This window comes from Streptomyces sp. NPDC004629, from assembly GCF_042873595.1.
Taxonomy (GTDB): Bacteria; Actinomycetota; Actinomycetes; order Streptomycetales; family Streptomycetaceae; genus Streptomyces.
The window spans coordinates 90840-117380 of record NZ_JBIALO010000017.1; the positions used below are offsets into that span (position 1 = coordinate 90840).

General features: G+C 72.3%; 22 protein-coding genes, 1 tRNA gene and 1 pseudogene. 16 read left to right on the forward strand and 8 right to left on the reverse strand.

The genetic code is table 11. The features are described 5' to 3' along the window. The first annotated feature begins 70 nt into the window (after positions 1–70). From ACFYTE_RS25450 to ACFYTE_RS25495, 10 genes are all read left to right on the forward strand, one after another. Positions 71–2572, forward strand: a complete 2502-nt coding sequence (locus tag ACFYTE_RS25450; protein WP_388714656.1) for a PQQ-dependent sugar dehydrogenase — start codon at positions 71–73, stop codon at positions 2570–2572. A 12-nt stretch (positions 2573–2584) separates the two neighbouring features. Continuing rightward, positions 2585–3913 (forward strand): ThuA domain-containing protein, encoded by a 1329-nt coding sequence (locus ACFYTE_RS25455; RefSeq protein ID WP_388714659.1) that lies wholly within the window; start codon positions 2585–2587, stop codon positions 3911–3913. Positions 3914–3999: 86 nt separating this feature from the next. After that, positions 4000–5160, forward strand: a complete 1161-nt coding sequence (locus tag ACFYTE_RS25460; RefSeq protein ID WP_388714662.1) for an inositol-3-phosphate synthase — start codon at positions 4000–4002, stop codon at positions 5158–5160. A gap of 5 nt (positions 5161–5165) precedes the next feature. Then, positions 5166–6449 (forward strand): SCO3242 family prenyltransferase, encoded by a 1284-nt coding sequence (locus ACFYTE_RS25465; protein ID WP_388714665.1) that lies wholly within the window; start codon positions 5166–5168, stop codon positions 6447–6449. Positions 6450–6775: 326 nt separating this feature from the next. Beyond that, positions 6776–7741: a sugar phosphate isomerase/epimerase family protein gene (locus tag ACFYTE_RS25470; RefSeq protein ID WP_388714891.1), complete on the forward strand. Its 966-nt coding sequence runs from the start codon at positions 6776–6778 to the stop codon at positions 7739–7741. Further along, the gene (locus ACFYTE_RS25475) at positions 7738–8430 is read left to right on the forward strand and encodes an EboA domain-containing protein (protein WP_388714668.1); all 693 of its coding nucleotides are present in this window, start codon (positions 7738–7740) and stop codon (positions 8428–8430) included. The genes ACFYTE_RS25470 and ACFYTE_RS25475 overlap by 4 nt, the downstream gene beginning before the upstream one ends. After that, complete coding sequence (locus tag ACFYTE_RS25480; RefSeq protein WP_388714671.1) at positions 8430–9278, forward strand: TatD family hydrolase; 849 nt, start codon at positions 8430–8432, stop codon at positions 9276–9278. The genes ACFYTE_RS25475 and ACFYTE_RS25480 overlap by 1 nt, the downstream gene beginning before the upstream one ends. A 3-nt stretch (positions 9279–9281) precedes the next feature. Beyond that, on the forward strand, positions 9282–10451 hold the full coding sequence (eboE, locus tag ACFYTE_RS25485) for a metabolite traffic protein EboE (protein ID WP_388714674.1): 1170 nt from the start codon (positions 9282–9284) through the stop codon (positions 10449–10451). Continuing rightward, entirely contained in the window at positions 10448–11872 is a 1425-nt protein-coding gene (locus ACFYTE_RS25490; RefSeq protein ID WP_388714677.1) for an alkaline phosphatase family protein, read from the forward strand. Before eboE ends, ACFYTE_RS25490 begins: the two co-directional genes overlap by 4 nt. Further along, the gene (locus ACFYTE_RS25495) at positions 11869–13032 is read left to right on the forward strand and encodes a sugar phosphate isomerase/epimerase family protein (protein ID WP_388714680.1); all 1164 of its coding nucleotides are present in this window, start codon (positions 11869–11871) and stop codon (positions 13030–13032) included. Before ACFYTE_RS25490 ends, ACFYTE_RS25495 begins: the two co-directional genes overlap by 4 nt. A 62-nt stretch (positions 13033–13094) precedes the next feature. Here the strand turns inward: ACFYTE_RS25495 and ACFYTE_RS25500 are convergent, their stop codons facing one another. The 5 genes and pseudogenes from ACFYTE_RS25500 to ACFYTE_RS25520 form a co-directional block, all read right to left on the reverse strand. Next, positions 13095–13274, reverse strand: a complete 180-nt coding sequence (locus ACFYTE_RS25500) for a hypothetical protein (protein ID WP_388714683.1) — start codon at positions 13272–13274, stop codon at positions 13095–13097. Between the two features lie 10 nt (positions 13275–13284). Beyond that, positions 13285–13662: pseudogene (locus ACFYTE_RS25505) on the reverse strand (MFS transporter); the annotation flags it as partial. A 122-nt stretch (positions 13663–13784) separates the two neighbouring features. Beyond that, complete coding sequence (locus ACFYTE_RS25510) at positions 13785–15929, reverse strand: acetate--CoA ligase family protein (protein ID WP_388714686.1); 2145 nt, start codon at positions 15927–15929, stop codon at positions 13785–13787. Positions 15930–15933: 4 nt separating this feature from the next. Continuing rightward, positions 15934–17166 carry a formyl-CoA transferase gene (frc, locus tag ACFYTE_RS25515; RefSeq protein ID WP_388714689.1) on the reverse strand — a complete coding sequence of 411 codons (1233 nt, stop codon included), beginning with the start codon at positions 17164–17166 and terminating at the stop codon, positions 15934–15936. Positions 17167–17177: 11 nt separating this feature from the next. Next, a complete protein-coding gene (locus ACFYTE_RS25520) occupies positions 17178–18860 on the reverse strand; it encodes a thiamine pyrophosphate-binding protein (protein WP_388714692.1) in 1683 nt (560 codons plus the stop codon). A gap of 141 nt (positions 18861–19001) precedes the next feature. Here ACFYTE_RS25520 and sucC point away from each other — a divergent pair, with 141 nt between their 5' ends. The 5 genes from sucC (at position 19002) to ACFYTE_RS25545 (ending at position 23667) form a co-directional block, all read left to right on the forward strand. Beyond that, a complete protein-coding gene (gene sucC / locus ACFYTE_RS25525; protein WP_388714695.1) occupies positions 19002–20132 on the forward strand; it encodes an ADP-forming succinate--CoA ligase subunit beta in 1131 nt (376 codons plus the stop codon). Between the two features lie 15 nt (positions 20133–20147). Beyond that, the gene (gene sucD, locus ACFYTE_RS25530; protein WP_388714698.1) at positions 20148–21047 is read left to right on the forward strand and encodes a succinate--CoA ligase subunit alpha; all 900 of its coding nucleotides are present in this window, start codon (positions 20148–20150) and stop codon (positions 21045–21047) included. 147 nt (positions 21048–21194) lie between these two features. Next, positions 21195–21632, forward strand: coding sequence for a hypothetical protein (locus tag ACFYTE_RS25535; RefSeq protein ID WP_388714701.1), 438 nt, complete (start codon positions 21195–21197; stop codon positions 21630–21632). A 157-nt stretch (positions 21633–21789) separates the two neighbouring features. Beyond that, positions 21790–23352, forward strand: a complete 1563-nt coding sequence (locus ACFYTE_RS25540; RefSeq protein ID WP_388714704.1) for an aldehyde dehydrogenase family protein — start codon at positions 21790–21792, stop codon at positions 23350–23352. Positions 23353–23579: 227 nt separating this feature from the next. Next, positions 23580–23667: transfer RNA gene (locus tag ACFYTE_RS25545), tRNA-Leu, on the forward strand. A 12-nt stretch (positions 23668–23679) separates the two neighbouring features. On the opposite strand, the gene ACFYTE_RS25550 is transcribed toward ACFYTE_RS25545, so the two are convergent. From ACFYTE_RS25550 to ACFYTE_RS25560, 3 genes are all read right to left on the reverse strand, one after another. Beyond that, positions 23680–23838, reverse strand: a complete 159-nt coding sequence (locus ACFYTE_RS25550; RefSeq protein ID WP_388714706.1) for a hypothetical protein — start codon at positions 23836–23838, stop codon at positions 23680–23682. Further along, positions 23839–24039 (reverse strand): hypothetical protein, encoded by a 201-nt coding sequence (locus ACFYTE_RS25555; RefSeq protein ID WP_388714709.1) that lies wholly within the window; start codon positions 24037–24039, stop codon positions 23839–23841. A gap of 834 nt (positions 24040–24873) precedes the next feature. Next, positions 24874–26049 (reverse strand): NUDIX domain-containing protein, encoded by a 1176-nt coding sequence (locus ACFYTE_RS25560; RefSeq protein ID WP_388714712.1) that lies wholly within the window; start codon positions 26047–26049, stop codon positions 24874–24876. 116 nt (positions 26050–26165) lie between these two features. On the opposite strand from ACFYTE_RS25560, the gene ACFYTE_RS25565 reads away from it, so the two are divergent. Further along, positions 26166–26318: a hypothetical protein gene (locus ACFYTE_RS25565; RefSeq protein WP_388714714.1), complete on the forward strand. Its 153-nt coding sequence runs from the start codon at positions 26166–26168 to the stop codon at positions 26316–26318. Positions 26319–26541 lie beyond the last annotated feature (223 nt).

Consider the following 26541-nt stretch of genomic DNA (forward strand, 5'->3'; position numbering starts at 1 on the left):
TTCCGGGATGACGGCGCATCCCGGCGTACCGCACCCGCCCCGTACAACCAGCCCCTTTCTGGAGGCATTCGTGCACGGGAACCACCGCACCACCAGCACCCGCAGAAACGAGACCAACAGACAACGCCCATTCCGCAAGGCGGTGGCCCTGCTCAGCGGGGCGCTGCTCGCGGGCGCCACCCTGAGTCTCACCGCCCCGCAGGCCGGCGCAGCCGTCGCCGACCCGGCAGCCGCGGCGGCCGAGGACTTCCAGCAGGTCACCCTCGCCAAGGGGGCGGCGGAGGTCGGCGAGCCGATGTCGCTCGCCGTGCTGCCGGACCGCTCCGTGCTGCACACCTCGCGCGACGGCACGCTGCGCGTCACCGACGCCGCCGGCAACACCAAGGTCGCCGGCAAGCTCGATGTCTACTCGCACGACGAGGAGGGCCTGCAGGGCGTCGGCGTCGACCCCGGCTTCAGCGACAACCGTTTCATCTACCTTTACTACGCGCCCCCGCTCAACACCCCCGCGGGCGACGCCCCGGAGACCGGCACGGCCGCCGACTTCGCCCCCTTCGACGGCGTCAACCGGCTCTCCCGGTTCGTCCTGAACCCGGACGGCACGCTCGACAAGGCCAGCGAGAAGCAGATCCTCGACGTCCAGGCCTCCCGCGGCCTGTGCTGCCACGTCGGCGGGGACATCGACTTCGACAAGGACGGCAATCTCTACCTGTCGACCGGTGACGACTCCAACCCGTTCCAGTCGGACGGTTTCGCGCCCATCGACGAACGCCCGGACCGCAACCCCGCCTTCGACGCCCGCCGTTCCGCCGGCAACACCAACGACCTGCGCGGCAAGATCCTGCGCATCAAGGTGAACGCCGACGGCTCGTACTCCGTCCCCGACGGCAACCTCTTCGCGCCCGGCACGCCCAAGACGCGGCCCGAGATCTACGCGATGGGCTTCCGCAACCCGTTCCGCTTCAGCGTCGACAAGGAAACCGGCATCCTCTACGTCGGTGACTACGGGCCCGACGCCGGCTCCGCCAACCCCGACCGCGGCCCCTCCGGGCAGGTCGAGTTCGACCGGGTCACCGGCCCCGGCAACTACGGCTGGCCGCTGTGCATCGGCGACAACCAGGCGTACAAGGACTACGACTTCGCCACCAAGACGTCCGGCGCCGCCTTCGACTGCGCCGCACCGAAGAACACCTCGCCGCACAACACCGGCCTGACCGACCTGCCGCCGGCCCAGCCCGCCTGGATCCCGTACGACGGCCCGTCCGTGCCCGAGTTCGGCGACGGATCCGAATCCCCCATGGGCGGACCGGTCTACCACTACGACCCCGCGCTCGACTCGCCCGTGAAGTTCCCGGAGGCCTACGACGGCAACTTCTTCGCCGGTGAGTTCGGCCGCCGCTGGATCAAGCGCATCGCCAGCGACGCGGACGGCGCCGTACAGTCCATCAACCCCGTGCCCTGGACCGGCACCCAGGTGATGGACATGGCCTTCGGACCCGACGGGGCGCTGTACGTCCTCGACTACGGCACCTCCTGGTTCGGCGGTGACGACAACTCCGGCCTGTTCCGCATCGAGAACGCGACCGACGGCCACTCGCCGGTGGCCCAGGCGGCGGCGAACCGCACCTCGGGACAGGCACCGCTGAAGGTGACGTTCTCCTCGGCCGGCAGCAGTGACCAGGACGGCGACGCGCTCACCTACAGCTGGGACTTCGGCGACGGCGCCACCGCGACCGGAGCGAGCCCGAGCCACACCTACAAGAAGAACGGCACCTACACGGCCACGGTGACCGCCAAGGACCCGGGCGGACGCACCGGCAGCGCGAGCGTCCAGATCGTCGTCGGCAACACCGCGCCCACCATCACCCTCCAACTCCCCAAGGACGGCCAGCTGTTCAGCTTCGGTGACGCCGTCCCGTTCAAGGTGAAGGTCACCGACCCCGAGGACGGCAGGAACATCGACTGCTCCAAGGTCACGGTCAACTTCATCCTCGGCCACGACACTCACGGCCACCCGCTGACCTCCGCCAACGGCTGCTCCGGCACCATCCAGACCAGCGCGGACGGCGGCCACGACGAGAACGCCAACATCTTCGGCGTGTTCGACGCCCAGTACACCGACAACGGAGGCGGCGGCCAGGCCGCGCTCACCTCGCACGACCGCAACGTCCTGCAGCCCCGGCACCGGCAGGCCGAGCACTTCGGCGACTCCTCCGGCGTCTCGGTGATCACCAAGGCCGAGGCCCACGGCGGCAAGACGGTCGGGGACATCGACAACGGCGACTGGATCTCCTTCACACCGTACGTACTGTCCAACGCCAAGAAGATCACGGCACGCGTGTCCTCCGGCGGCGCGGGCGGCACCCTTGAGGTCCGCACGGGCTCCCCGACGGGCAAGCTGCTCGGCAAGGCGACCGTGCCGGTGACCGGCGGCTGGGAGACCTTCCAGGACGTCACCGCCAACCTGTCGAAGACACCGAAGGGCACCACCACGCTCTACCTGGTCTTCAAGGGGAGCACCGGAAGCGGCGCCCTGTTCGACGTCGACGACTTCGTCTTCACCACGGGCTGAGCGGAGGCCGCGATGCGCTCGACCGGCAGACTGACGACCGCCGTCCTCGGGGCGGCCCTCCTCCTCGGCTGCGTGGCGGGACCCGCCTCGTCGCACCCGGCACAGGACAAGCGGGTGCTGGTCTTCTCCAAGACCGCCGGATTCCGGCACGACTCCATCCCCGAAGGGATCGCGGCGGTCAGGGAACTCGGCGCGGACGGCGGATTCGCCGTCGACGCCACGGAGGACGCCGGCGCCTTCACCGCGAAGAACCTGCGGCGCTACGGCGCGGTCGTGTTCCTGTCCACGACGGGAGACGTCCTCGACAACGCCCAGCAGCGGGCCTTCGAGGGCTACATCCGGCAGGGCGGCGGCTATGTGGGCGTCCACGCCGCCGCCGACACCGAGTACGACTGGGCGTTCTACGGCGGCCTGGCCGGCGCCTACTTCCAGTCGCACCCGGCGATCCAGCCGGCCACGGTGGACGTGGAGGACCGCGCCCACCCGGCGACCTCGGACCTGGCGCGGACCTGGGACCGCACGGACGAGTGGTACAACTACCGCTCCAACCCGCGCGAACGGGCCCATGTCCTCGCCTCGCTCGACGAGTCGTCGTACACCGGCGGCACCATGAACGGCGACCATCCGATCGCCTGGTGCCAGGACTACCGGGGCGGCCGGGCCTTCTACACCGGCGCCGGCCACACCAAGGAGTCCTACGCCGAACCCGCCTTCCGGCAGCACCTGCTGGGCGGCATCCGCTGGGCCATCGGCGACGCCCAGGCCGACTGCCGCCCGGAGAACGGCTACCGGCCGCTGTTCGACGGCACCTCCCTGGACGGCTGGCGCCAGGCGGGCCCGGGCTCCTTCACCCTGTCCGAGGACGGCACACTGACCTCGACGGGCGGCATGGGGATGCTCTGGTACGCCGACCAGAGCTTCGGGGCGTACTCCCTGAAGCTCGACTGGAAGATGGACGGCGACGACAACTCGGGTGTGTTCGTGGGCTTCCCGCCCTCCGACGACCCGTGGTCGGCCGTGAACAACGGTTACGAGATCCAGATCGACGCCACGGACGCGCCCGAGAAGACCACCGGGTCCGTCTACGGCTTCCACTCCGCCGACCTGGACAAGCGCGACCGCGCGCTGAATCCGCCGGGGGAGTGGAACACGTACGAGATCCGGGTGGAGGGCGAGCGCCTCCGCATCTGGCTCAACGGCGTGAAGATCAACGATTTCACCAACACCGATCCGGCCCGGAGCCTGCGCGACGGACATGTCGGCATCCAGAACCACGGAGCCGACGACCAGGTGTCCTTCCGCGACATCCGGATCAAGGAACTGCCCGTCAAGGGCAGGTGAGCGGCGGCGGGCGGGGGACGCCGGACCCCCGCCCGCCGTCTTCGTCCCGTCTTAGCCGGGGTTCGCGCACGACAAGGAGGCTGCCCATGTCCGCGTCCCTTTCCCGAAACCGCGTGGGAGTGTGGCTGATCGGCGCCCGGGGTTCCGTCGCCACCACCGTGGTCGCGGGCTGCGCCGCCGTGGCGGCCGGCCTGCACCCGCCCACCGGAATGGTCACCGAGACAGCCCTGTTCGCCGACTGCGGGCTGCCGCCCCTCGCCTCGCTCGTCTTCGGCGGGCACGACACGGTCGACTGCCCCCTGCCCAAGCGGGCCGAGCAACTGGCGGCGGGCGGCGTCCTGTCGCACGGCCTGCCCGCCGCGGTCGCGGGCGAACTCGAAGCGGCCGACGCCGAGATCAGGCCCGGCGGCCCGGCCCCGGCAGACACCCGGGACCCCGACGAGGTGATCGCCGGCTTCGCCGCGGACATCTCCGACTTCGTACGGCGGGGCGGACTCGACCGCGCCGTCGTCGTGAACGTGGCATCCACCGAACCCACCGCCACCGGTGACGCCCTGCCGCCCAGCTCGCTGTACGCGGCGGCGGCCCTGCGGGCCGGCTGCCCGTACGTGAACTTCACCCCGTCGACCGGTCTGCACCACCCGGCGCTGGCCGCGGCGGCGGCGAACAGCGGCCTGCCGTACGCGGGCCGCGACGGCAAGACCGGGCAGACCCTGCTCCGTTCGGTGCTCGGCCCGATGTTCGCGCAGCGGGCGCTGGCGGTCCGCGCCTGGTCGGGCACGAACCTGCTGGGCGGCGGCGACGGCGCCGCCCTCGCCGACCCGGCGGCGGCCGCAGCCAAGAACGCCGGCAAGGAACGGGTCCTCGCCGACACGCTGGGCGGCACACCACAGGGCGAGGTGCACATCGACGACGTGCCCGCCCTCGGCGACTGGAAGACCGCCTGGGACCACGTCGCCTTCGACGGCTTCCTCGGCACCCGCATGGTCCTGCAGACCATCTGGCAGGGCTGCGACTCCGCGCTGGCCGCGCCGCTCGTCCTCGACCTGGCCCGGCTGACCGCACGCGCCCACGAGTGCGGACACACCGGCCCCCTGACCGATCTCGCCTTCTACTTCAAGGACCCCCTGGGCGATGCCCCGTCGTCCCTGGCCGACCAGCACACGGCCCTCGGCCGCTTCGCGGAGCGACTGCGGGACGGGGCGCCCGGGGCGGCCGAGGGACCGGCGGAGGTGCGCGGATGCTGAGGGGTATGGCGTCGCTGCGTCGGTCCGTCGTGGCGGCGCGGACCGGTGGCTCGGCGGCGCGGACCGGTGGCTCGGCGGCGCGGACCGGTGGCTCGGCGGCGCGGACCGGTGGCTCGGCGGGGCGGACCGGGTCGGGCGACGAGGCCCGGCCGCTCCGGCGCACCCCGTCACACGCAAGCGGCGACGGCGCGGAACCCCGCGCGGGGCGTGCGGCCGACGCTCCGTCCGGGCCGCGGGGCGGTGCCGGCCTGCGGGGTTCCCGGCCGCGGGCCTGGGCCGAGTTGCTGCGGTTGCCCGCCCTGTTCACCGTGCCCGGTGACGTGCTGGCCGGCGCCGCCGCCGTGTCGGCGCGCCCCGGGCGGCACACCCTGCTGGCCATCGGCTCCTCCCTGTGCCTGTACGAGGCGGGCATGGCACTCAACGACTGGGCCGACCGCGCCGAGGACGCCGTCGAGCGCCCGCACCGGCCGCTGCCGTCCGGCCGTATCCGGCCGGCCGCGGCCCTCGCCGCGGCCGGCGCCTGCACCGCGGCGGGCCTGGCCCTGGCCGCCCGCGCCGGCCGGCCCGCGCTCGCCGTCGCCGCCCCGCTCGCGGCCACCGTCTGGGCGTACGACCTCGTCCTCAAGCACACCCCGGCGGGCCCCGCGGCGATGGCCGCGGCCCGCGGCCTCGACCTGCTGCTCGGGGCGGCGGCCGGTCGGCCCGCCCCGGGCGCCGTCCGCGGCGCGCTGCCCTCCGCCGCGCTGCTCGGCTCCCACACCCTTGCGGTCACGGCGGTGTCCCGGCGCGAGACGACCGGCGGCTCGGCCCTCGCCCCCCTGGCCGCGCTGGCCACCACCGGCGCCCTCACGCTGGCGCTGACCCGGCCACGGACCGGCCAGACCGCGTCCGCGTCCGCTTTCTCGCCGGTTCCCGTCGACGCCACGGCCCACCGCGGCAAGCAATCACCAGGCTCCCTCCGCCGTCCGGCGGGCCGGGGTGACGCCGCCGCCCCCGGCCCGCCGGGGACCTACCCGCCGAGGCCGCGCCGCACCGCCGGCGGCGCCGAGGACACACTGCGCGCCGCCCTCGGCGCCACCTACGCCGTCACGGCCGGCCGGCCCTACCTCCATGCCGTACTCAACCCGTCCCCGCAGCTCACCCAGCGGGCCGTCGGCGGCGGCATCCGCGCCACCGTCCCCCTCCAGGCCGCGCTCTGCGCCCGCGCCGGTGCGCCCGCGAGCGCCCTGCTGACCGCGGCCCTCGCGCCGCTCGCCCGCCGGTTCGCAAAGAAGGTGAGCGTCACATGAGCCCGCACCCCCCGCCTTCCCAGCAAACCCCCACCACCCAGGCCGCGGCGCCTGCACCGGCCCCCGGTGGCCCGCCCACGGCGCCTGTACCGGCCGCCGGCGGTCCGGCTACCGGGCCTGCACCGGCTGCCGCCACCCAGGCCGCGGCGCCTGTACCGGCCGCCGGCGGTCCGGCTACCGGGCCTGCACCGGTCGCTTCCGGCCCGGCCGCGGCGCCTGCACCGGCCGCCGGCGGTCCGTCCGCGGTGCCTGCACCGGCTGCCGCCACCCAGGCCGCGGCGCCTGCACCAACCCCCGCCACCCAGGCCACGGCACCCGCATCGACCATCGCCGCCCCGGTCACCGCGCCCGCACCGACCCCCGGAGACCCGCCGCTTCGCTTTGGGTACGGCAGTAACGGTCTCACCGATCTGCGGCTCGACGATGCCCTCGGGCTGCTCGCCGATCTCGGCTACGACGGCGTCGGGCTGACCCTCGACCACATGCACCTCGACCCGCTCGGCCCGGACCTCGGCGCCCGGACCCGTCGTGTCGCCCACCGGCTGGCCCGGCTCGGCCTGGACGTCACCGTGGAGACCGGCGCCCGCTACGTCCTCGACCCCCGGCACAAGCACGGCCCCTCCCTGCTCGACCCCGACCCCAAGGCCCGCGCCCGCCGCACGGACCTGCTGCTGCGCGCCGTCCGGGTCGCCGCCGACCTCGGCGCGCACGCCGTGCACTGCTTCAGCGGGATCACCCCGGCCGGCACCGACGAGGACACCGCCTGGCAGCGGCTCGCCGGCAGTCTCACGCCGGTCCTGGACGCCGCCGCCACCGCGGGCGTCCCGCTCGCCATCGAACCCGAACCCGGCCATCTGCTCGCCACCCTCGCCGACTTCCACCGGCTGCGCCGCACCCTCGGCGACCCCGCCCCGCTCGGCCTCACCCTCGACATCGGCCACTGCCAGTGCCTCGAACCGCTGCCGCCCGCCGACTGCGTACGCGCCGCCGCCCCCTGGCTGCGCCACGTCCAGATCGAGGACATGCGGCGCGGCGTCCACGAACACCTGCCCTTCGGGGACGGCGAGATCGACTTCCCGCCCGTCCTCGCGGCCCTCGCCGCCACCGGCTACCGCGGTCTGACCGTCGTCGAACTGCCCCGCCACTCGCACGCCGGACCCCACCAGGCCGCCCTCGCCCTGCCGTTCCTGCGCGCCGCGGCCACCGCCGCCGGCTCCGCGGCACCGGGCACCCCGCACCCCGTCCGGGCCCCAGGCGAGCCCCCCGCCACCCCCGAAGGGAGCACCGTATGACCCACCGGCACCCCGCACCCGACACCCCGGTGGCCGGCCCCGCCCACACCCCACCGGACGACCTGCGCACCAGGCTGCACGCCCGGCTCGACGCCGCCGCCCGTACCTGGCTGGACCACGCCCTCGCCGAGGCGGCCGCCCACCCCGGCGGCCACGGCCCCATCTCCGCCTGGGAGTTGCGCCTCGCGGAGGCCGGCCGGCGCTGCGGCCCCGCCCATGCCGACGCCGCCCGCGTCCTCGTGCTGCACGCGGCCCGCGCCGACACCGACGCCCTGACCCGCGTCTACCGGCAGGGCACCGCCGACGAACGCCGCGCGGTCCTGCACGCCCTGCCCCACCTCGTCGCGGACGCCGGCGCGCTCCCGCTCGTGGAGGACGCGCTGCGCACCAACGACACCCGGCTCCTGGCCGCCGCCGTGGGCCCGTACGCCGCCCGCCACCTGGACGCCCACGCCTGGCGGCACGCCGTCCTCAAGTGCCTGTTCACCGGCGTGCCCGTGGACGCGGTGGCCGACCTTCCACGGCGCGCCCACGGCGACGCGGAACTCGCCCGCATGCTCGACGACTACGCCGCCGAGCGCACCGCCGCCGACCGCCGCGTGCCCGACGACCTGTACCGGGTGCTGACCCTGACCGGGGCCGCGACACTGCCGCACACCACGGACGACCCCCACGGCAAGGAGTCCTGATGCGCATCTTCGACCCCCACATCCACATGACCTCGCGGACCACCGACGACTACGAGGCCATGCACGCCGCAGGCGTCCGCGCCGTCGTGGAGCCCGCCTTCTGGCTCGGCCAGCCCCGCACCTCGCCCGCCTCCTTCCTCGACTACTTCGACTCGCTCCTCGGCTGGGAACCCTTCCGCGCCGCCCAGTACGGCATCGCCCACCACTGCACGCTCGCCCTCAACCCCAAGGAGGCGAACGACCCGCGGTGCGCGCCCGTCCTGGACGAACTGCCCCGGTACCTCGTCAAGGACCGGGTGGTGGCCGTCGGCGAGATCGGCTACGACTCGATGACCCCGGCCGAGGACACCGCGCTGGCCGCCCAGTTGCAGCTCGCCGCCGACCACGCGCTGCCCGCGCTCGTGCACACCCCGCACCGCGACAAGCTGTCCGGGCTGCGCCGCACCCTCGACGTGGTCCGCGAGTCCGCACTGCCCCTGGACCGCGTCCTGGTCGACCACCTCAACGAGACCACCGTCAAGGAGGCCAAGGACAGCGGCTGCTGGCTCGGCTTCTCCGTCTACCCGGACACCAAGATGGACGAGGCCCGGATGGTCGCGATCCTGCGCGCCTACGGGCCCGACCGGGTGCTGGTGAACTCCGCCGCCGACTGGGGCAGAAGCGACCCGCTCAAGACCCGCAAGGTGGCCGACCTGATGCTCGCCGACGGCTTCACCGAGGACGACGTCGACCGGGTCCTGTGGCGCAACCCGGTCGCCTTCTACGGGCTCAGCGGCCGGCTCGCCCTGGACGTCCCGGAGACCGGCGCCACCCACGAGGGCAGCAGCATCCTGCGCGGCGGTGAGTGAGCGATGCGCTTCAGGCACCCCGACGGCACCACCGTCCACCTCGCCTACTGCACCAACGTGCACCCCGCCGAGACCCTTGACGGCGTCCTCGCCCAACTCCGCGACCACTGCGAACCCGTACGCCGCAGACTGGGCCGGGACCGGCTCGGCATCGGCCTGTGGCTCGCCAAGGACGCGGCCCACGCCCTCGTCACCGACCCGGCTGCCCTGCGCACCCTGCGCTCCGAACTGGACCGGCGCGGCCTGGAGGTCGTCACCCTCAACGGCTTTCCCTACGAGGGCTTCGGCGCCGAGGAGGTCAAGTACCGCGTCTACCGACCGGACTGGGCCGACCCCGAACGCCTGGAGCACACCACGTCGCTGGCCCGGGTGCTTGCCGGGCTGCTCCCCGACGACGTCACCGAAGGCAGCGTGTCCACGCTGCCGCTGGCCTGGCGCACCCGCTGGGACGACGAGCGCGCCGAGACCGCCCGCACCGCGCTGCGCACCCTCGCCGAACGCCTCGACGCCCTGCGGGAGTTGACCGGCCGCTCCGTCCGCGTCGGCCTGGAGCCGGAGCCCGGCTGCGTCGTCGAGACCACCGCCGACGCCATCGGCCCGCTCACCGCGCTTGCCCACGACCGCATCGGTGTCTGCGTCGACACCTGCCACCTCGCCACCTCCTTCGAGGACCCGGACACCGCCCTGGACGCGCTCACGGGGGCCGGCGTCCGCATCGTCAAGTCCCAGTTGTCCGCCGCCCTGCACGCCGCCGAGCCGCGGCGCCCCGAGGTCCGCGAGGCCCTTGCCGCCTTCGCCGAACCCCGTTTCCTGCACCAGACCCGCACCCTCACCGACACCGGGCTGAGCGGCACCGACGACCTCGCCGAGGCGGTGCACGGCGACGCGCTGCCCGACACCGCGCCCTGGCGGTCCCACTTCCACGTCCCGCTGCACGCGGCACCCGCCGCACCCCTGACCGCCACACTCCCCGTGCTGCGCACGGCCCTGACCCGGCTCGTCGGCGGCCCGCACCCGCTCACCCACCACCTGGAGGTCGAGACCTATACCTGGCAGGCACTCCCGCCGGACCTACGGCCCCGCGACCGGGGCCGGCTCGCCGACGGCATCGCCGCAGAACTCACCCTGGCCCGCGACCTGCTGACCGACCTCGGCCTGAAGGAGCTGCCATGAGCGCCGCGCCCGCCGCCGCGGGACCCACCCCGCTGCTCGTCCTCGACGTCGTCGGCCTCACCCCCCGGCTCCTCGACCATATGCCGCACCTCAAGCGGCTCGGCCGAACCGGCTCCCGGGCCACGCTCGGCACCGTCCTGCCCGCCGTCACCTGCGCCGCCCAGTCCACGTTCCTGACCGGCACCATGCCGTCCGAACACGGCATCGTCGGCAACGGCTGGTACTTCCGCGAACTCGGCGACGTCCTGCTGTGGCGCCAGCACAACGGCCTGGTCGCCGGGGAGAAACTGTGGGACGCCGCCCGCCGCGTCCACCCCGGCTACACGGTCGCCAACATCTGCTGGTGGTACGCCATGGGCGCCGACACCGACATCACCGTCACCCCGCGGCCCGTCTACTACGCCGACGGACGCAAGGAACCCGACTGCTACACCCGGCCCCCGGCGCTGCACGACGAACTCACCGAGAAGTTCGGCACGTTCCCCCTCTTCCACTTCTGGGGCCCGGGCGCCGACCTGGTCTCCAGCCAGTGGATCATCGACGCGACCCGGCACGTCCTGCGCACCCGCAACCCCGACCTGACGCTCTGCTACCTCCCGCACCTCGACTACGACCTGCAGCGCTACGGCCCCGACGACCCGCGCTCCCACCGGGCCGCCGCCGACCTGGACACCGCCGTCGCCCCGCTGCTGGACGACGCCCGCGCCGAGGGCCGCACCGTCGTGGCCCTCTCCGAGTACGGCATCACCCGCGCCGACCGCCCCGTGCACATCAACCGGGCGCTGCGCCGGGCCGGGCTGCTGGAGGTGCACACCCAGGACGGGATGGAATACCTCGACCCGATGGCCTCCCGCGCCTTCGCGGTCGCCGACCACCAGATCGCCCATGTGTATGTGCGCCGTCCCGAGGATCTGGACGCCACCCGGGCCGCGCTCGACGGACTGGACGGCATCGACCAACTCCTCGACGAGCAGGGCAAGAAGGCCCACCACCTGGACCATCCGCGGGCCGGCGAGCTGGTCGCCGTCGCCGAGCCGGACGCCTGGTTCACGTACTACTACTGGCTCGACGACGACCGCGCCCCCGACTTCGCGCAGCTCGTCGAGATCCACCGCAAACCCGGGTACGACCCGGTCGAGCTGTTCATGGACCCGCTCGACCCCTATGTCAAGGTCAAGGCCGCCACCGCGCTCGCCCGCAAGAAGCTCGGCATGCGCTACCGCATGGCGGTCGTGCCCCTCGACGCCTCACCCATCCGCGGCAGCCACGGCCGCCTACCCGCGAGCGACGACGACGGTCCGCTCCTGCTGTGCTCCACCCCCCGCGCCGTCGGCGACCGCATCGCGGCCACCGACGTGAAGTCCCTGCTGCTCGCCCTGGCGGGCCTATCGGACCACCAGTCCAGAGAGAGGCACCCGTGAACGACATCGACACCACCGTCACCGGCACCGACGAACCCCTGCGCCGCGCCCTCGGCATCGGCCGACGCGGCTTCCTGAGCACCTGCACCGCCGTCGCGGCGGGCGCGGTCGCCGCTCCCGTGTTCGGCGCGGCACCCGTCCAGGCCGCGCCGGCCGTCCCCGCGTCCGGGAAGGGCGGCAGAGGGCAGCTGCTCGTTCCCGCCGACAAGCGGGGCATCATCCTGTACACCGTCCGCGACGCGACCGGCCGCGACCCGCTCTCCACCAGCCTGCCCTCCGGGTTCCGGGCCGTGTTCGAGCAGCTCGCCCGGTTCGGCTACCGGCAGGTCGAGTTCGCCGGATACGGCCAGCACACCAACGCGCCCGGCGGGGCGAGCCTGGAGAGCGTCCAGGGCGCCCGGCTGCTGCGCCGCTGGCTGGACGAGTTCGGGCTGCGGGCCCAGGGCAACCACGGCTTCATCCCGCCCTCCTGGCCGCTGACCACCGCCGACCTGGACACCTTCAAGAAGCACCTGGAGATCGCGAACATCCTCGGCATGGACCACATGGGCACCGGCGGCGACCCCACCGGCAGCTCCTACAAGGCCGACTGGGACGTGGCCGCGGACAAGTGGAACGCCCTCGGCGCGATCGCCCGCCGCGCCGGGATCAAGCTGTACACGCACAACCACGACGCCGCATACGGCTTCCTGCTCGACCGCGGTCCGCTGGACGCCCAGGGCCGCCCGACCCGCAGCTCCGGCATCCGCAAGCTGGAGTACTTCCTGTCCGTCACCGACCCCAAGCTGGTGTGGCTGGAGATGGACATCTACTGGGCGCACGTGGCCCAGTACAAGTTCCGCAGCTACACCGCTCCCGACGGCTCCACCCGGGAGCAGATCTTCGACCCGGCGGGCCTGGTCGCCTGCCACAACAAGCGCTACCCGCTGTTCCACGCGAAGGACGGCGTCGTCAACACCACCAACGGACAGGGCTACGACATGGTCCCGTTCGGCACCGGCGTCATCGACTACACGACGTTCTTCTCCCGCGTCGGCCAGCGCAACTACCACAACCCGATGGTCGAACAGGACAATGCGCCCAGCGCCACCGACCCGGCCCAGTCCCTGACCCACGCCCGCACCGGCTACCGCAACCTGGCGTCCCTGCGCCGCAGGTAACCCCACCACATAAACCCGAGCGGGCCCTCCCCATGGGCTGGGGAGGGCCCGCTCGTTGTGGGTCAGGGGGTGGGGGTGGGGTGGGGGGTGTGGCCCGGTTGCCTGAGCAGCAGGGCGATGCACGCCGCGGCCATCGACACGCCGCCGGCCAGCGCGTACGCCCCGTTGTAGCCCCAGGCGCCGACCACCATCGAACCGAGCCCGCCCCCGAACAGGCCGCTGATCAGCTTGCCGCTGTACACCAGCCCGTAGTGCGAACGCCAGCGCCAGATAGCCCAGCAGCGTGCCCACGGCGCCGATCAGCATGGCCGTGCGGGCGGGGAGCCGTCCGCTCTCCCGCAGCTGCCCGGCCGGGAAGGCCACGGCCGCCTGGAAGAACACCCAGACGCCCATCAGCCAGAAGATGTGTCCGCTGCTCCACAGATGTGCCGCGTGCAGCGTGTCCTCCGCGGAGGTGAACGCGTATTCCGCGGAACTGATGCCCATCATGCCCACCCAGGGCAGGATGACCATCCACTTGCGTGGCCGGCCCATGATGCCGACGTCCAACTCGCCGATCCGGTACATGCGGCCGTTGCGGTCCGTCACTTCCCGGTACGGGACGGACGCGGAGTAGTCGGTGGTTGTCATCTGTTCAGCACCCCTTGCGTCGAAAGCTCTTGGCCAGCGCCCCCTGTCCAATGCGTTTCGTGCGCGCTCGGGTCCCGGGGCCGGCCGACGCGCACCGCCGGCCGGCCCCTTCGTCACTCACCTCATGAACCGCCCCCCAACAAACCTGCTGCACGGGCCCACCGGTACTTGGCGCCGAGCACGGCGACCGGCTTCTCCGTGGTGTACGGGTAGGCCACCACCCCGCGCTCGTACAGGTACTGGCAGGCGTCCTCGACCTCGACGTCACCCGCGAGCGACGCGACGACGGGCTTCTCGATGCCACGCGCCCGGAACTCGGCGACCACCCGTGCGGTCAGCTCGGCGAACACCATGGGAGGCGTGACGATCGTGTGCCAGTAGCCGAGGACCAGGGCGTGGATGCGCGGGTCCTCAAGGCCGAGCCGGATCGTCGCTTCGTACGTCGACGGCGGCTCGCCCCCGGTGATGTCGACCGGGTTGCCCGCGGCCCCGAAGGGCGGGATGAACGCCCGGAAGGCCTCGTCCAGGTCCGGCGGGATCTCCATCAGGGACAGGCCGTTGTCCGTCACCGCGTCCGAGAGCAGCACACCGCTGCCGCCCGCCCCGGTGATGATCACCACGTTGTCGCCCCGGGGGGTGGGGAGCACCGGCAACGCGCGCGCGTACTCCAGCATGTCGTTCAGGCCCGGCGCCCGGATGACCCCGGCCTGGCGGAGGATGTCGTCGTACACGGCGTCGTCGCCCGCGAGCGCCCCGGTGTGCGAACCGGCCGCCTTCGCGCCGGCCGCCGTACGGCCCGCCTTGAGGACCACGACGGGCTTCTTCGGCACCGTGGCGCGCGCCGCCTCGACGAACGCCCGCCCGTCCTTGAGGTCCTCCAGGTGCATCGCGATGCACTCGGTGTGCGGGTCCTCACCGAACCAGGTCAGCAGGTCGTCCTCGTCCAGGTCCGACTTGTTGCCGAGGCCGACGATCGCCGACACACCCGTCCCGGTGGTGCGCGCGAAGCCCAGGACGGCCATTCCGATGCCGCCGGACTGCGAGGTCAGCGCCACCGGGCCCTTGACGTCGTAGGGCGTGCAGAACGTGGCGCACAGGTCCTGCCACGGGGAGTAGTAGCCGTAGATGTTCGGTCCGAGCAGCCGGATGCCGTACCGCTCCGCGATCGCCACGATCCGGTCCTGCAACGCGTGCTCGCCGGTCTCCGCGAACCCGGAGGGGATCAGTACCGCGTTGGGGATCTTCTTCTGCCCCACCTCTTCGAGGGCCGCGGCCACGAACGCGGCGGGGATCGCGAAGACCGCCACATCCACCTCACCGGGAACGTCCGTGACACTCTTGTACGCCTTGCGGCCCAGAATGTCATCGGCCTTGGGGTTCACCGGGTGGATGTCCCCGGCGAAGCCGCCGTCGACGAGGTTGCGCATGACCGAATTGCCGATCTTGCCCTGCTCGTTGGAGGCGCCGATCACGGCGACCGACGACGGCTGCATCAGCCGCCGCATGGAGGTGAGGATCTCCTCACGCGTGTACGTCCGGCGCGGGGGCGGCTGCTTCCCGGCGAGGATCACCCGGATGTCGGCGGCGACCGCGGCCTCCGGTGTGGCGATCACCGGGTTGAGGTCCACTTCGGCGATCTCCGGGAAGTCCGCGACCAGTTGGGAGACCCGGCGGATCTGCTCGGCGATCGCCCACCGGTCCACGCCCGCCCGCCCGCGCACCCCGCGCAGGATCTCCGCCGAGCGGATCGAGTCCAGCATGGACAGCGCCTCGTCGGCGTCCACCGGCGCGAGCCGGAACGTCACGTCCTTGAGCACCTCGACCAGCACACCGCCGAGCCCGAAGGCCACCACCTTGCCGAACGTCGGATCGGTGACCGCGCCGACGATGACCTCCTGCCCCTGGGGCAGCAGCTCCTGGATCTGCACGCCCTCGATACGGGCCGCGGCGTCGTAGGCGCGCGCGTTCGCCACGATCCGGAGGAAGGCGGCCCGTACGTCCGCCGCGCCCTCGACGCCGACGATCACCCCGCCGGCGTCGGTCTTGTGCAGGATGTCGGGCGAGACGATCTTCAGCACGACGGGCCCGCCGAAACGCGCCGCGTGCGCGACCGCCTCGTCCACGTCCGTCGCCAGTTCCTCGCCCGGTACGGCGATGCCGTACGCGTCGGCGATGACCTTGCCCTCCGGGGCGGTCAGCGCGCTGCGACCCTCGGCGCGCACCGCGTCGAGCAGTGCCCGCACCCTCAGCACCCGGTCCTCGGCCATCACGTCAGATCACTCCGTTCGACTTGAGCAGGCGCAACTCCTCGTCACCGAGGCCCAGTTCGCCTACGTACACCTCGGCGTTGTGCTCGCCGAGCAGGGGTGAGGCGGATACCTCGACGGGGGAGTCGGAGAGCTTGAGCGGGCTGCCCACCGTGACGAACTCGCCGCGCTCGGGGTGCGGGACGGTGACGACCATCTCGTTGGCGATCAGCGAGTCGTCCTCGATGATCTCCTTCGTCGACAGGATCGGCCCGCACGGGATGTTGTGGGCGTTCAGCTGCTCCAGCACCTCCCATTTGGGGAGCGTCGAGGACCACTCCTCGATCAGCTGGAACATCTTGCCCAGCTTGGGCAGCCGCGCCCCGGGCGTCGCCCACTCGGGGTCGTCGGCCAGTTCGGGCCGGCCGATCAGCTCGCTGATCGGCTTCCAGCCGACCGGCTGCACGATCACGTACACATAGTCGTTCGGGCCGCCCGGCGCGCACTGGACGGCCCAGCCGGGCTGGCCGCCCCCGGACGCGTTGCCGGAGCGGGGCACCTCGTCCCCGAAGTCCTCGTTGGGGTACTCGGCGAGCGGGCCGTGCGCAAGGCGCTGCTGGTCGCGCAGCTTCACCCGGCACAGGTTGAGCACCGCGTGCTGCATGGCGACGTTGACCCGCTGCCCGCGCCCGGTCCGCTCGCGCTGGAACAGCGCCGCGAGGATCCCCGCCACGGTGTGCACACCCGTGCCCGAGTCCCCGATCTGGGCGCCGGTGGCGAGCGGCGGCCCGTCGTCGAAGCCGGTGGTCGACATCGAGCCGCCCATGGCCTGCGCGACGACCTCGTACGCCTTGAAGTCGGTGTACGGACCGTCGCCGAACCCCTTGATGGAGGCGTAGACGATGCGCGGGTTGATCTCCTTGATGCGGTCCCAGGTGAACCCCATCCGGTCGACCGCGCCAGGACCGAAGTTCTCGACCATGACGTCGGAGCGCCGGATCAGCTCGGTGAGGAGTTCCTTGCCGCGCTCGGTCTTGGTGTTCAGGGTGATGCTGCGCTTGTTGCAGTTGAGCATCGTGAAGTAGAGGGAGTCGACGTCGGGCAGGTCGCGCAGTTGCTTGCGCGTGATGTCACCGGTCGGCGCCTCCAGCTTGACGACGTCGGCGCCGAGCCAGGCGAGCAGCTGGGTCGCCGAGGGCCCGGACTGCACGTGCGTCATGTCCAGGACGCGGATGCCGTCGAGTGCCTTGCTGGTCACCGGACTTCACCTCACTTGTACATGGTCTGGTTCATGGTTCCGGGGGCGTACGCGTCGGGGTCGACCCAGACGTTGATCAGCGAGGGCCGCCCTGACTCACGGGCGCGCCGCAGCGCGGGCCCGATGTCGGCCGGGTCGCGGACCTCCTCGCCGTAACCACCCAGCATCTGCGCGAACTTGTCGTACGCGACATCGCCGAGGGTGTTGCCGACCCGCTCGCGTGCCACGCCGTACTTCTGGGCCTGGCCGTAACGGATCTGGTTCATCGAGGAGTTGTTGCCGACGATGCCGACGAACGGCAGGTCGTAGCGGACCAGGGTCTCGAAGTCCCAGCCGGTCAGCGAGAACGCGCCGTCGCCGAAGAGGGCGACGACCTCCTTGTCCGGGCGGGCCTGCTTGGCGGCCAGCACGAAGGGGACGCCGACGCCGAGCGTGCCCAGCGGGCCCGGGTCCATCCAGTGGCCGGGCGACTTGGGCTGGACGACCTGCCCGGAGAAGGTGACGATGTCGCCGCCGTCGCCGACGTAGATCGAGTCCTCGGTGAGGAAGTCGTTGATCTCGCTGACCAGCCGGTACGGATGGATCGGCGAGGCGTTCGACCTGAGGCTCGGCAGCCGCTTGTCCAACGCGGTCTGCTCGGCCGCGCGCAGCTCGTCGAGCCACTCCTTGCGCCGCGACGCACCGCCGTTGACCCGCCCGCCGGCCGCCTCGGTGACGGACTTCAGCACAAGGCCGGCGTCGCCGACGATGCCGAGGTCGATGTCCCGGTTCTTGCCGACGGTGCGGTAGTCGAGGTCGATCTGCACGACGGTCGCCTCCGGCGACAGCCGCTTGCCGTAGCCCATGCGGAAGTCGAAGGGCGTGCCCACGATGACGATGACGTCGGCGTGCGAGAAGGCGTACCGGCGCGACAGCTGGAAGTGGTGCGGGTCGCCGGGCGGCAGGGTGCCGCGGCCGGCGCCGTTCATGTACGCCGGGATGTTGAGGGTGCGCACCAGCTCGATGGCGGCCGTGGTGCCCCGGGTCGTCCACACCTGGCTGCCGAGCAGGATGGCGGGCTTCTCGGCGTGCACCAGCAGGTCGGCGAGTTTCTCGATCGCCTCGGGGTCGCCGGCCGAACGCGGCGAGGCACGGTAGTGGCCCGGCGTCGGCACGCGGGCTGCGCCGGCCGGGACCTTGGCGTCGAGGACATCGCGCGGTATCTCCAGGAAGGAGGGGCCGGGGGCGCCGTGGTAGCACTCGCGGAACGCCATCGAGACCATGTCCGCCGCGCGCGCCGTGTCCGGCACGGTCGCCGCGAACTTGGTGATGGGCGTCATCATGTCGACGTGCGGCAGGTCTTGCAGGGACCCCATCTTGTGCTGGGTGAGGGCCCCCTGACCGCCGATCAGCAGCATCGGGGACTCCGCGCGGAAGGCGTTGGCGACACCGGTGACCGCGTCGGTCGTCCCCGGTCCTGCGGTGACGACCGCGCAGCCCGGCTTGCCGGTGATGCGCGCGTAGCCGTCGGCGGCATGGGCGGCGACCTGCTCGTGGCGTACGTCGACGACCTCGATGCCCTCGTCGACGCAGCCGTCGTAGATGTCGATGATGTGGCCGCCGCACAGGGTGTAGATGCGGTCGACCCCCTCGGCCTTCAGCGCCTTGGCAACGAGATGACCACCGGAAATCACGTCCTGGGTGTCGTCGGGCATGGCGAAGTCCTGTCCCTTCGTAGGGGTTGGAACGCTCTGGGGTACATTGCATACAGTCGACGAATACTGTATGAAGTTGTTATCCCGCATCCGATGGGTGGTGTCCAGGGGGCGTGCGGCACTTTCAGACAGGAGCCGGTGATGGACCTGTACGAACACCAGGCAAGGGAACTCTTCGAGGAACATGGCATCGTGGTGCCGAGGGCCGAGATCACCGACTCGCCCAAGGGGGCCCGCGAGATCGCCCGCAGGCTCGGCGGCAGGGTCGTGGTGAAGGCGCAGGTGAAGACCGGCGGCCGGGGCAAGGCGGGCGGCGTCAAGCTCGCCGCCGACCCGGCCGCCGCCGAACTGACCGCACGTCAAATCCTCGGCATGCGCATCAAGGGCCACCCCGTCGGCACCGTGATGCTGGCCCAACCCGTAGACATCGAGGCCGAGTTCTACGTCTCCTACGTGCTCGACCGCGCGGCCGGCGGCTTCCTCGCCATCGCCTCGGCCGAGGGCGGCATGGAGATCGAGGAGGTGGCCGCGAGCCGGCCCGAGGCCGTCGCCCGTATCCCCGTCGACCCGGCCGAGGGCGTCACCTCGGCGAAGGCCGCCGGGATCGCCGCGGCGGCCGGGCTGCCGCCGCGGACCGTGGACGTCCTCGTCCGGCTGTGGGAGGTGCTGGTCCGCGAGGACGCCCTGCTCGTCGAGGTCAATCCGCTCGTACGTACCCGGCAAGGCCAGATCCTCGCCCTCGACGGCAAGGTCACCCTTGACGACAACGCCCGTTTCCGGCAAGCCCGTTGGGGCGCGAAGGAGGCCGATCACCACGACCCGCTGGAGGCCGTGGCCGCCGCCCGCGGCCTCACCTACGTCAAGCTCGACGGCGAGGTCGGCATCATCGGCAACGGCGCCGGACTCGTCATGTCCACCCTCGACGTGGTCGCGGGCTGCGGCGCCCGCCCCGCGAACTTCCTCGACATCGGCGGCGGGGCCTCCGCGCAGGTCATGGCGGACGGCCTGTCGGTCATCCTGTCCGACACGGCCGTCAGGTCCGTCCTCGTCAACGTCTTCGGCGGGATCACCGCCTGCGACGCGGTCGCCGACGGCATCGTCCAGGCCCTCGACACCGTCCGGCTGACCAGACCGCTGGTCGTCCGCCTCGACGGCAACAACGCCGCCCGCGGCCGGGCGATCCTCGACGAGCGCGCACACCCGCTGGTCCAGCAGGCCACCACCATGGACGGCGCCGCCGCCCATGCCGCCCGGCTCGCCGCCGCTGCCTGAGGAGACAGGGACGCCATGGCCATCTACCTCACCAAGGAGAGCAAGGTCCTCGTCCAGGGCATGACCGGCGGCGAGGGCATGAAGCACACCCGCCGCATGCTCGCGGCGGGCACCGACGTCGTCGGCGGCGTCAACCCGCGCAAGGCGGGACGGAGCGTCGACTTCGCCGACCGGGCCGTCCCCGTCTTCGGCACGGTCCGCGAGGGCATCGAGGCGACCGGCGCCGACGTCACCGTCGTCTTCGTACCGCCCGCCTTCGCCCGGACCGCCGTGCTGGAGGCCGCCGACGCCGGCATCGGACTCGCCGTCGTCATCACCGAGGGCATCCCCGTCCACGACTCCGTCGCCTTCACCACCCACGCCCGCGCGAAGGGCACCCGGATCATCGGCCCCAACTGTCCGGGCCTGATCACCCCCGGCCAGTCCAACGCCGGGATCATCCCCGCCGACATCACCAAACCCGGCCGCATCGGACTGGTCTCCAAGTCCGGCACCCTCACCTACCAGCTCATGTACGAGCTGCGCGACATCGGCTTCTCCACCTGCGTCGGCATCGGCGGCGACCCCGTCGTCGGCACCAGCCACATCGACTGCCTCGCCGCCTTCCAGGTCGACCCCGACACCGAGCTGATCGTCCTCATCGGCGAGATCGGCGGCGACGCGGAGGAACGCGCCGCCGCGTACATCCGCGCACACGTCACCAAACCCGTCGTCGGCTACGTCGCCGGGTTCACCGCCCCCGAGGGCCGCACCATGGGCCACGCGGGCGCGATCGTCTCCGGCTCCTCGGGCACCGCCCGCGCCAAGCGGGAGGCCCTTGAGGCGGCCGGCGTCCGGGTCGGCGGCACGCCCACCGAGACGGCCCGGCTGGTACTGGAGACACTGGACGTACGCGGCGACGCCGCGCGCGGCTGAGCCGGGCAAAGCGTCCCGCCCCGACCGATGTACCCGCCCTGACTGACGTGCCTGCCCCGACCGATGTACCCGGCGTGACCGACGTGCCTGCCCCGACCGATGTACCCGGCGTGACCGACGTGCCTGCCCCCGACCGATGTACCCGGCGTGACCGACGTGCCTGCCCCGACCGATGTACCCGGCGTGACCGACGTGCCTGCCCCGACCGATGTACCCGGCGTGACCGACGTGCCTGCCCCGACCGACGTACCCGCCCTGACCGATGTGCCTGCCCCGACCGACGTGCCCGGCGTGACCGATGTGCCTGGCGCGACCGATGTACCCGGCGTGACCGATGTGCCTGGCGCGACCGATGTACCCGGCGTGACCGATGTGCCTGGCGCGACCGATGTACCCGGCGCGACCGATGTACCCGGCGTGACCGATGTGCCTGGCGCGACCGATGTACCCGGCGTGACCGATGTGCCTGGCGCGACCGATGTACCCGGCGTGACCGACGTGCCTGCCCCCGACCGATGTACCCGGCGTGACCGACGTGCCTGCCCCCGACCGAAGTACCCGGCGCGACCGACGTACCCGCCCTGACCGATGTGCCTGCCCCGACCGACGTGCCCGGCGCGACCCCGCGCCCAGCGCGCGCACCCGCGCCCCGTGTCGCCTGCGTCCGCGCCGCGGGCCGGGGGCGGGGGCGGCCGTCCCGCCCCACCCCGCCCGATCGTGCACCGAGAGCGGAGCCGACCCCATGGCCACCAACCCCACCACGAACCGCCCCACCCTCACCCTCAAATCCGGCACGTCCTGGAACGACGCCTGGCGGCGCTGCCTCGCCATCGCCCCCGAGGCCTTCCGGGACGACGGCGTCCGCAACCTCTGGGGCGCCGCCTGGCAGCCGGACGGCCACGCACTGCCCGCCACCACCCCGGTCGACGGCAGCCCCATCGCGGGGGCCCCACGCCTGGACCGGACCACCGCCCGGCAGGCCGTACGCGCCTCGCTCGACCAGCACCGCGCCTGGCGGCACGTCCCCCTCGACGAGCGCCGGGCCCGGGTCGCCGCCGCCCTGGACGCGCTCACCGAGCACCGCGAACTGCTCGCCCTGCTGCTCGTCTGGGAGATCGGCAAGCCCTGGCGGCTCGCCCAGGCCGACGTCGACCGGGCCATCGACGGCGTGCGCTGGTACGTCGACGGCATCGAACCGATGCTCGCCGGCCGGGCCCCGCTGGACGGACCCGTGTCCAACATCGCCAGCTGGAACTACCCGATGAGCGTCCTCGTGCACGCCATGCTGGTCCAGGCGCTCGCCGGCAACGCGGTCATCGCCAAGACCCCGACCGACGGCGGCGTCGCCTGCCTCACCCTGGCCGCCGCGCTCGCCGCCCGCGAGGGCATCCCCGTCACCCTGGTCAGCGGCAGCGGCGGCGAACTGTCCGAGGCCCTGGTGCGGGCCCCCGAGATCGGCTGCGTCTCCTTCGTCGGCGGCCGCGACACCGGCGCCGCCGTCGCCACGGCCGTCGCCGACCTCGGAAAACGGCACGTACTGGAACAGGAGGGCCTGAACACCTGGGGCATCTGGAACTACTCCGACTGGGACGCGCTCACCGCCGTCGTGCCCAAACTCTTCGACTACGGCAAGCAGCGCTGCACCGCCTACCCCCGCTTCGTCGTCCAGCGCGCCCTGTTCGACGAGTTCCTGGCCGCGTACCTCCCCGCGGTCCGCACCGTCAGGGTCGGCCACCCGCTGGCGGTCGAGCACCCCGACGACGCCTGCCCCGAGCTGGACTTCGGCCCGCTGATCAACGCGGCCAAGGCCAAGGAACTGCAGGACCAGGTCACCGAGGCCATCGACCGCGGCGCCGTACCCCTGCACCGCGGCAGGGCAGGTGACGCCCGCTTCCTGCCCGGCCAGGACACCTCCGCCTACGTCCAGCCGGTCACGCTCCTCGGGCCGCCGCCCTCGTCCCCGCTGCACCACGCGGAGCCCTTCGGACCGGTCGACACCATCGTCCTGGTCGACACGGAGGCGGAGCTGCTGGCGGCCATGAACGCGTCGAACGGCGCGCTGGTGGCCACGCTGGCCACCGACGACCGGGCCACCTACGACCGGCTGGTCCCGCAGATCCGCGCGTTCAAGACCGGCTACGGCAAGCCGCGCTCCCGCGGCGACCGCGACGAGTTGTTCGGCGGCTTCGGCGCGTCCTGGCGGGGCGCCTTCGTCGGCGGGGAACTACTGGTCCGCGCGGTCACCCGGGGCCCGGCGGGCGAGCGCCTGCCCGGAAACTTCCCGGACTACCAGCTCATGCCATAGCCCCTCCAACCTCCCGCCCCCGAACCGTGCGACTCCGTGTCCGGGCACCACGCGAACCCTGATGTGCCCGTCCGGACACGGTCTGTGACGAGGCCGGGCGGCGCGCCGCCGACCGCGCCGCGCGCCCCGCTCAGGTCACGGAAACGCAGGTGAATGCCACTGCGAAACCTTGGTATTGTTGTGCCTGTCGCCACGGGGCACACCCCCGGCAAGGCGGCAGACACCAAGTCCGGGTGGCGGAATGGCAGACGCGCTAGCTTGAGGTGCTAGTGCCCTTTATCGGGCGTGGGGGTTCAAGTCCCCCCTCGGACACCAAGAAACCCCAGTTCAGCTGGGGTTCTTCTGTTTCTCCGACGTCCAGACCAGCGGTCCGCCGCCGTTCAGAGCCTGTGTGATCGGGACATCCATGATCAGGCTGACGGGCATCTGCAAGCCCGTGAAGTGATGCTCGACGGAACCAGCCGCCTGCCGGGCGAGCGCAGGCAACTAAGGCACGCTGAACGCTCCGAAGGTCAGGCCCGACCAGGTGGCGACGCCGTACCCGCCGATCCTGCCCGCATGGGCGAACTCCTCCAGCGCTGTGAAGGCTTGCCGCACAGCCGCCTCTTGTCGGGTGAGCACTCCCTCAGCCAGGGCGGTGCGGCCTTGCTCCTCCGTGAAGAACCCCGACTTCGTGGCTACCCGCACGGTCGGGTACTCCCCGAGAACCGGGCCCGGTTCCTCATGCGCCTGTCCATGGGCGTAGCCCCGTGGCGCCGTCCGGGCAGGGAATGCTGGCGTCGTTGAGGGCGCGGGTGATGCGGGCGATGCTGTGCCTGGCCCGGCGCTCGGCGAAGATACAGGACACGATCGGCCCGCACTCCGGGTCGGTGCCCAGGCGCTGCAGGCGGACACCGCGGCGGGCGAGCGCCGGTTGGGGTGTGGGCCGGCATCGGATCCGGGCGCGGGCGATCTCCCGCCTGGACAGGATGCCGAGCCAGGATCGTCAACTCCTCCTGCCCGCCGACCTGCGGGTCCACGGTGCCGCCCAGGTCGGGCCCCCGCACCTCGGCGCCGCAGTACTCGAACAGCGGAGCCGATGATCACCGCTGTCGGCAGCGCGGCGGCGTCGGGGTGACGCGCCCAGGGGACGGTGCGGCTGCGCCTGGTGTCGAAGAACTCGGCGAAGACTCGCCCGTGTCCGGGTCCTGATGATCCTCGGTGGACATCCGGCCGTAGGAAGCAAACCGCAGACCACGGGCAGGCGGCATGCCGGCGGGGGAGGGGCAGGGAGTCCAGTTGCAGGCCCAAGCCGTCAAAAGGACTTGGCCCGGAGGGGGCTGTCCGGCCGGTCGGTGCGGTGCTGTCATGATCGGCGCCTCCCCTTACTCGCCGTGCGTTGCCTCACCGCGGATATGCCCGGACAGCGCGGGCCGGCAGCACAGACGCGGCGTTGCCGGGCATGGCGCGGGAGTGGTCAAGGGATCGGCCCGTCTTGCTGTGGCGATGGGAGGGTTGTCCCGCCCGTATGCAGGGGCGGGATCAGGCAGTGGCGGGCGTGTGTGGGTCGGTGATGGGGGTGAAGTGGGCGGGTGCGTGGTCGATCGGTAGGTCGGAACGCCAGACGGTGAGGATCTGGGCGCTGCACTCGAACAGGTTTGGGGGCAGGGCGTCCAGAGGCCACCAGCGCCAGTCGCCGATGCTTTCGTCGGGCTGGTCGGCCGGCTCCCCGCGCCAGCGGGTGACGAGTGCGCCGAAGGTGATGCGGACGACGTCGCCGACCCGGTCGAGGAGCATGCCCAGGAGGTGGACGTCGGCGGTGTCGGCGTACAGGCCGGTTTCCTCAGCGAGTTCGCGCACGACTGCCTCCTGCAGGGACTCGCCCGGCTCCACGGTCCCGCCGGGCAGCTCTCGTGTGCCCAGCCGGTGCTGACCCAGGAGCAGGCCCTGGGGCCCGAGCAGCACGGCGCCGACGCCCACTGCGGCGCGGGCGACAGGTGGCTTCGCGGTACGGGGACGAGCAGTGATCCGTTCCGGTCGGTGGACCTGGAACAGCCGGTAGGAGGCATGGTTGTTCTCCTGCGGCGCGTCGAGGACGGTGATGCCGTGCACTCGGAGCCCGTACTGCACGAGCAGGTCCTCCCACAACTCGGGAGTGAGCACCCACATGTGCACGGTGAGATCGTTGCCGCCGGCCGGGCGCAGGGTCTCCGGGCGTGGGGTGACGGTCGAGGTGGGGCCGTCGCCGTCGGAGTTGGTGTGCAGCACGGTGAAGTACAGCCGGCCCCCAGGCTTGAGAGCGGTCGCCAGGACGGGCAGGAGCCGGTGTGCGTCGAGGAAGTGGAAGGCGCTGAGGGAGAAGATCACGTCATACGGCGCGGCCGTGTTCAGGTGCTCGACGGCGTCGGCGTGGACCAGCCGCAGTCCCGGCACATCGAGGTAGCGGGCGCGGGCCCGCTCGATCTGGCTGAGGGAAGCATCGACGGCGTCCAGGTGTGCGCCGTAGGAGCGAGCCAGGTGTGCGGCGTGCCGGGCGGGGCCGCAGCCGAGGTCCAGGACGCGCAGACCCCTGAGGTCCCCCAGGATGGAGTCTCCCGGCCCCTTCGCTGCGGGGCCCCAGGTGATCTGGTCCACTTCGGTCAGGGGCGTACCGCGCCGCAGATGGTGATTTCCGTAGGCGTCCCAGGCGAGGCGTGTCTGCCGTTCGATGTCCAACACGTTGGCTCCTACATGTCGGTTTCAGGGGCGGAGTGCGTAGCGGCGCAGCACGTCGAGATCGGCGATGCGTACGACGGACCAGCCCCGTCCACCGGTAGACCGGGCGGCAGGTGACGATGGCGTACGCGGGGTCCGGCAGGGCGCTGAGGTCCGCGGTGGTGAAGTCCGTCAGCCGCCAGGTCGGCCCTTCGCTGCGCTGGTGGCTCCGGGTGTTCTTGGCCGCTGCGGCGATGGCGCTGGGCGCGAAGTCGATTCCGGTGGTGCGGTAACCGAGCTTGTGGAGGTGGTGGGCGAGGGGCGCCGTCGCGGGTGCCGATGTCGAGGGCCGGGCGTCCTCGGCCGGGCCCCACGAAGCCGGCAAGGAGTGCGGCCTCGCTGCTGGTGACTTCCCCGTACCGGCGTCCGCCGGCCCAAAGCGGCTCCCAGTAGTCGGTGGTGACAGGGGTGGTCATTCGGCTCCTTCGCGTGCGGGCGGGACAGCCGAGGCCGTGG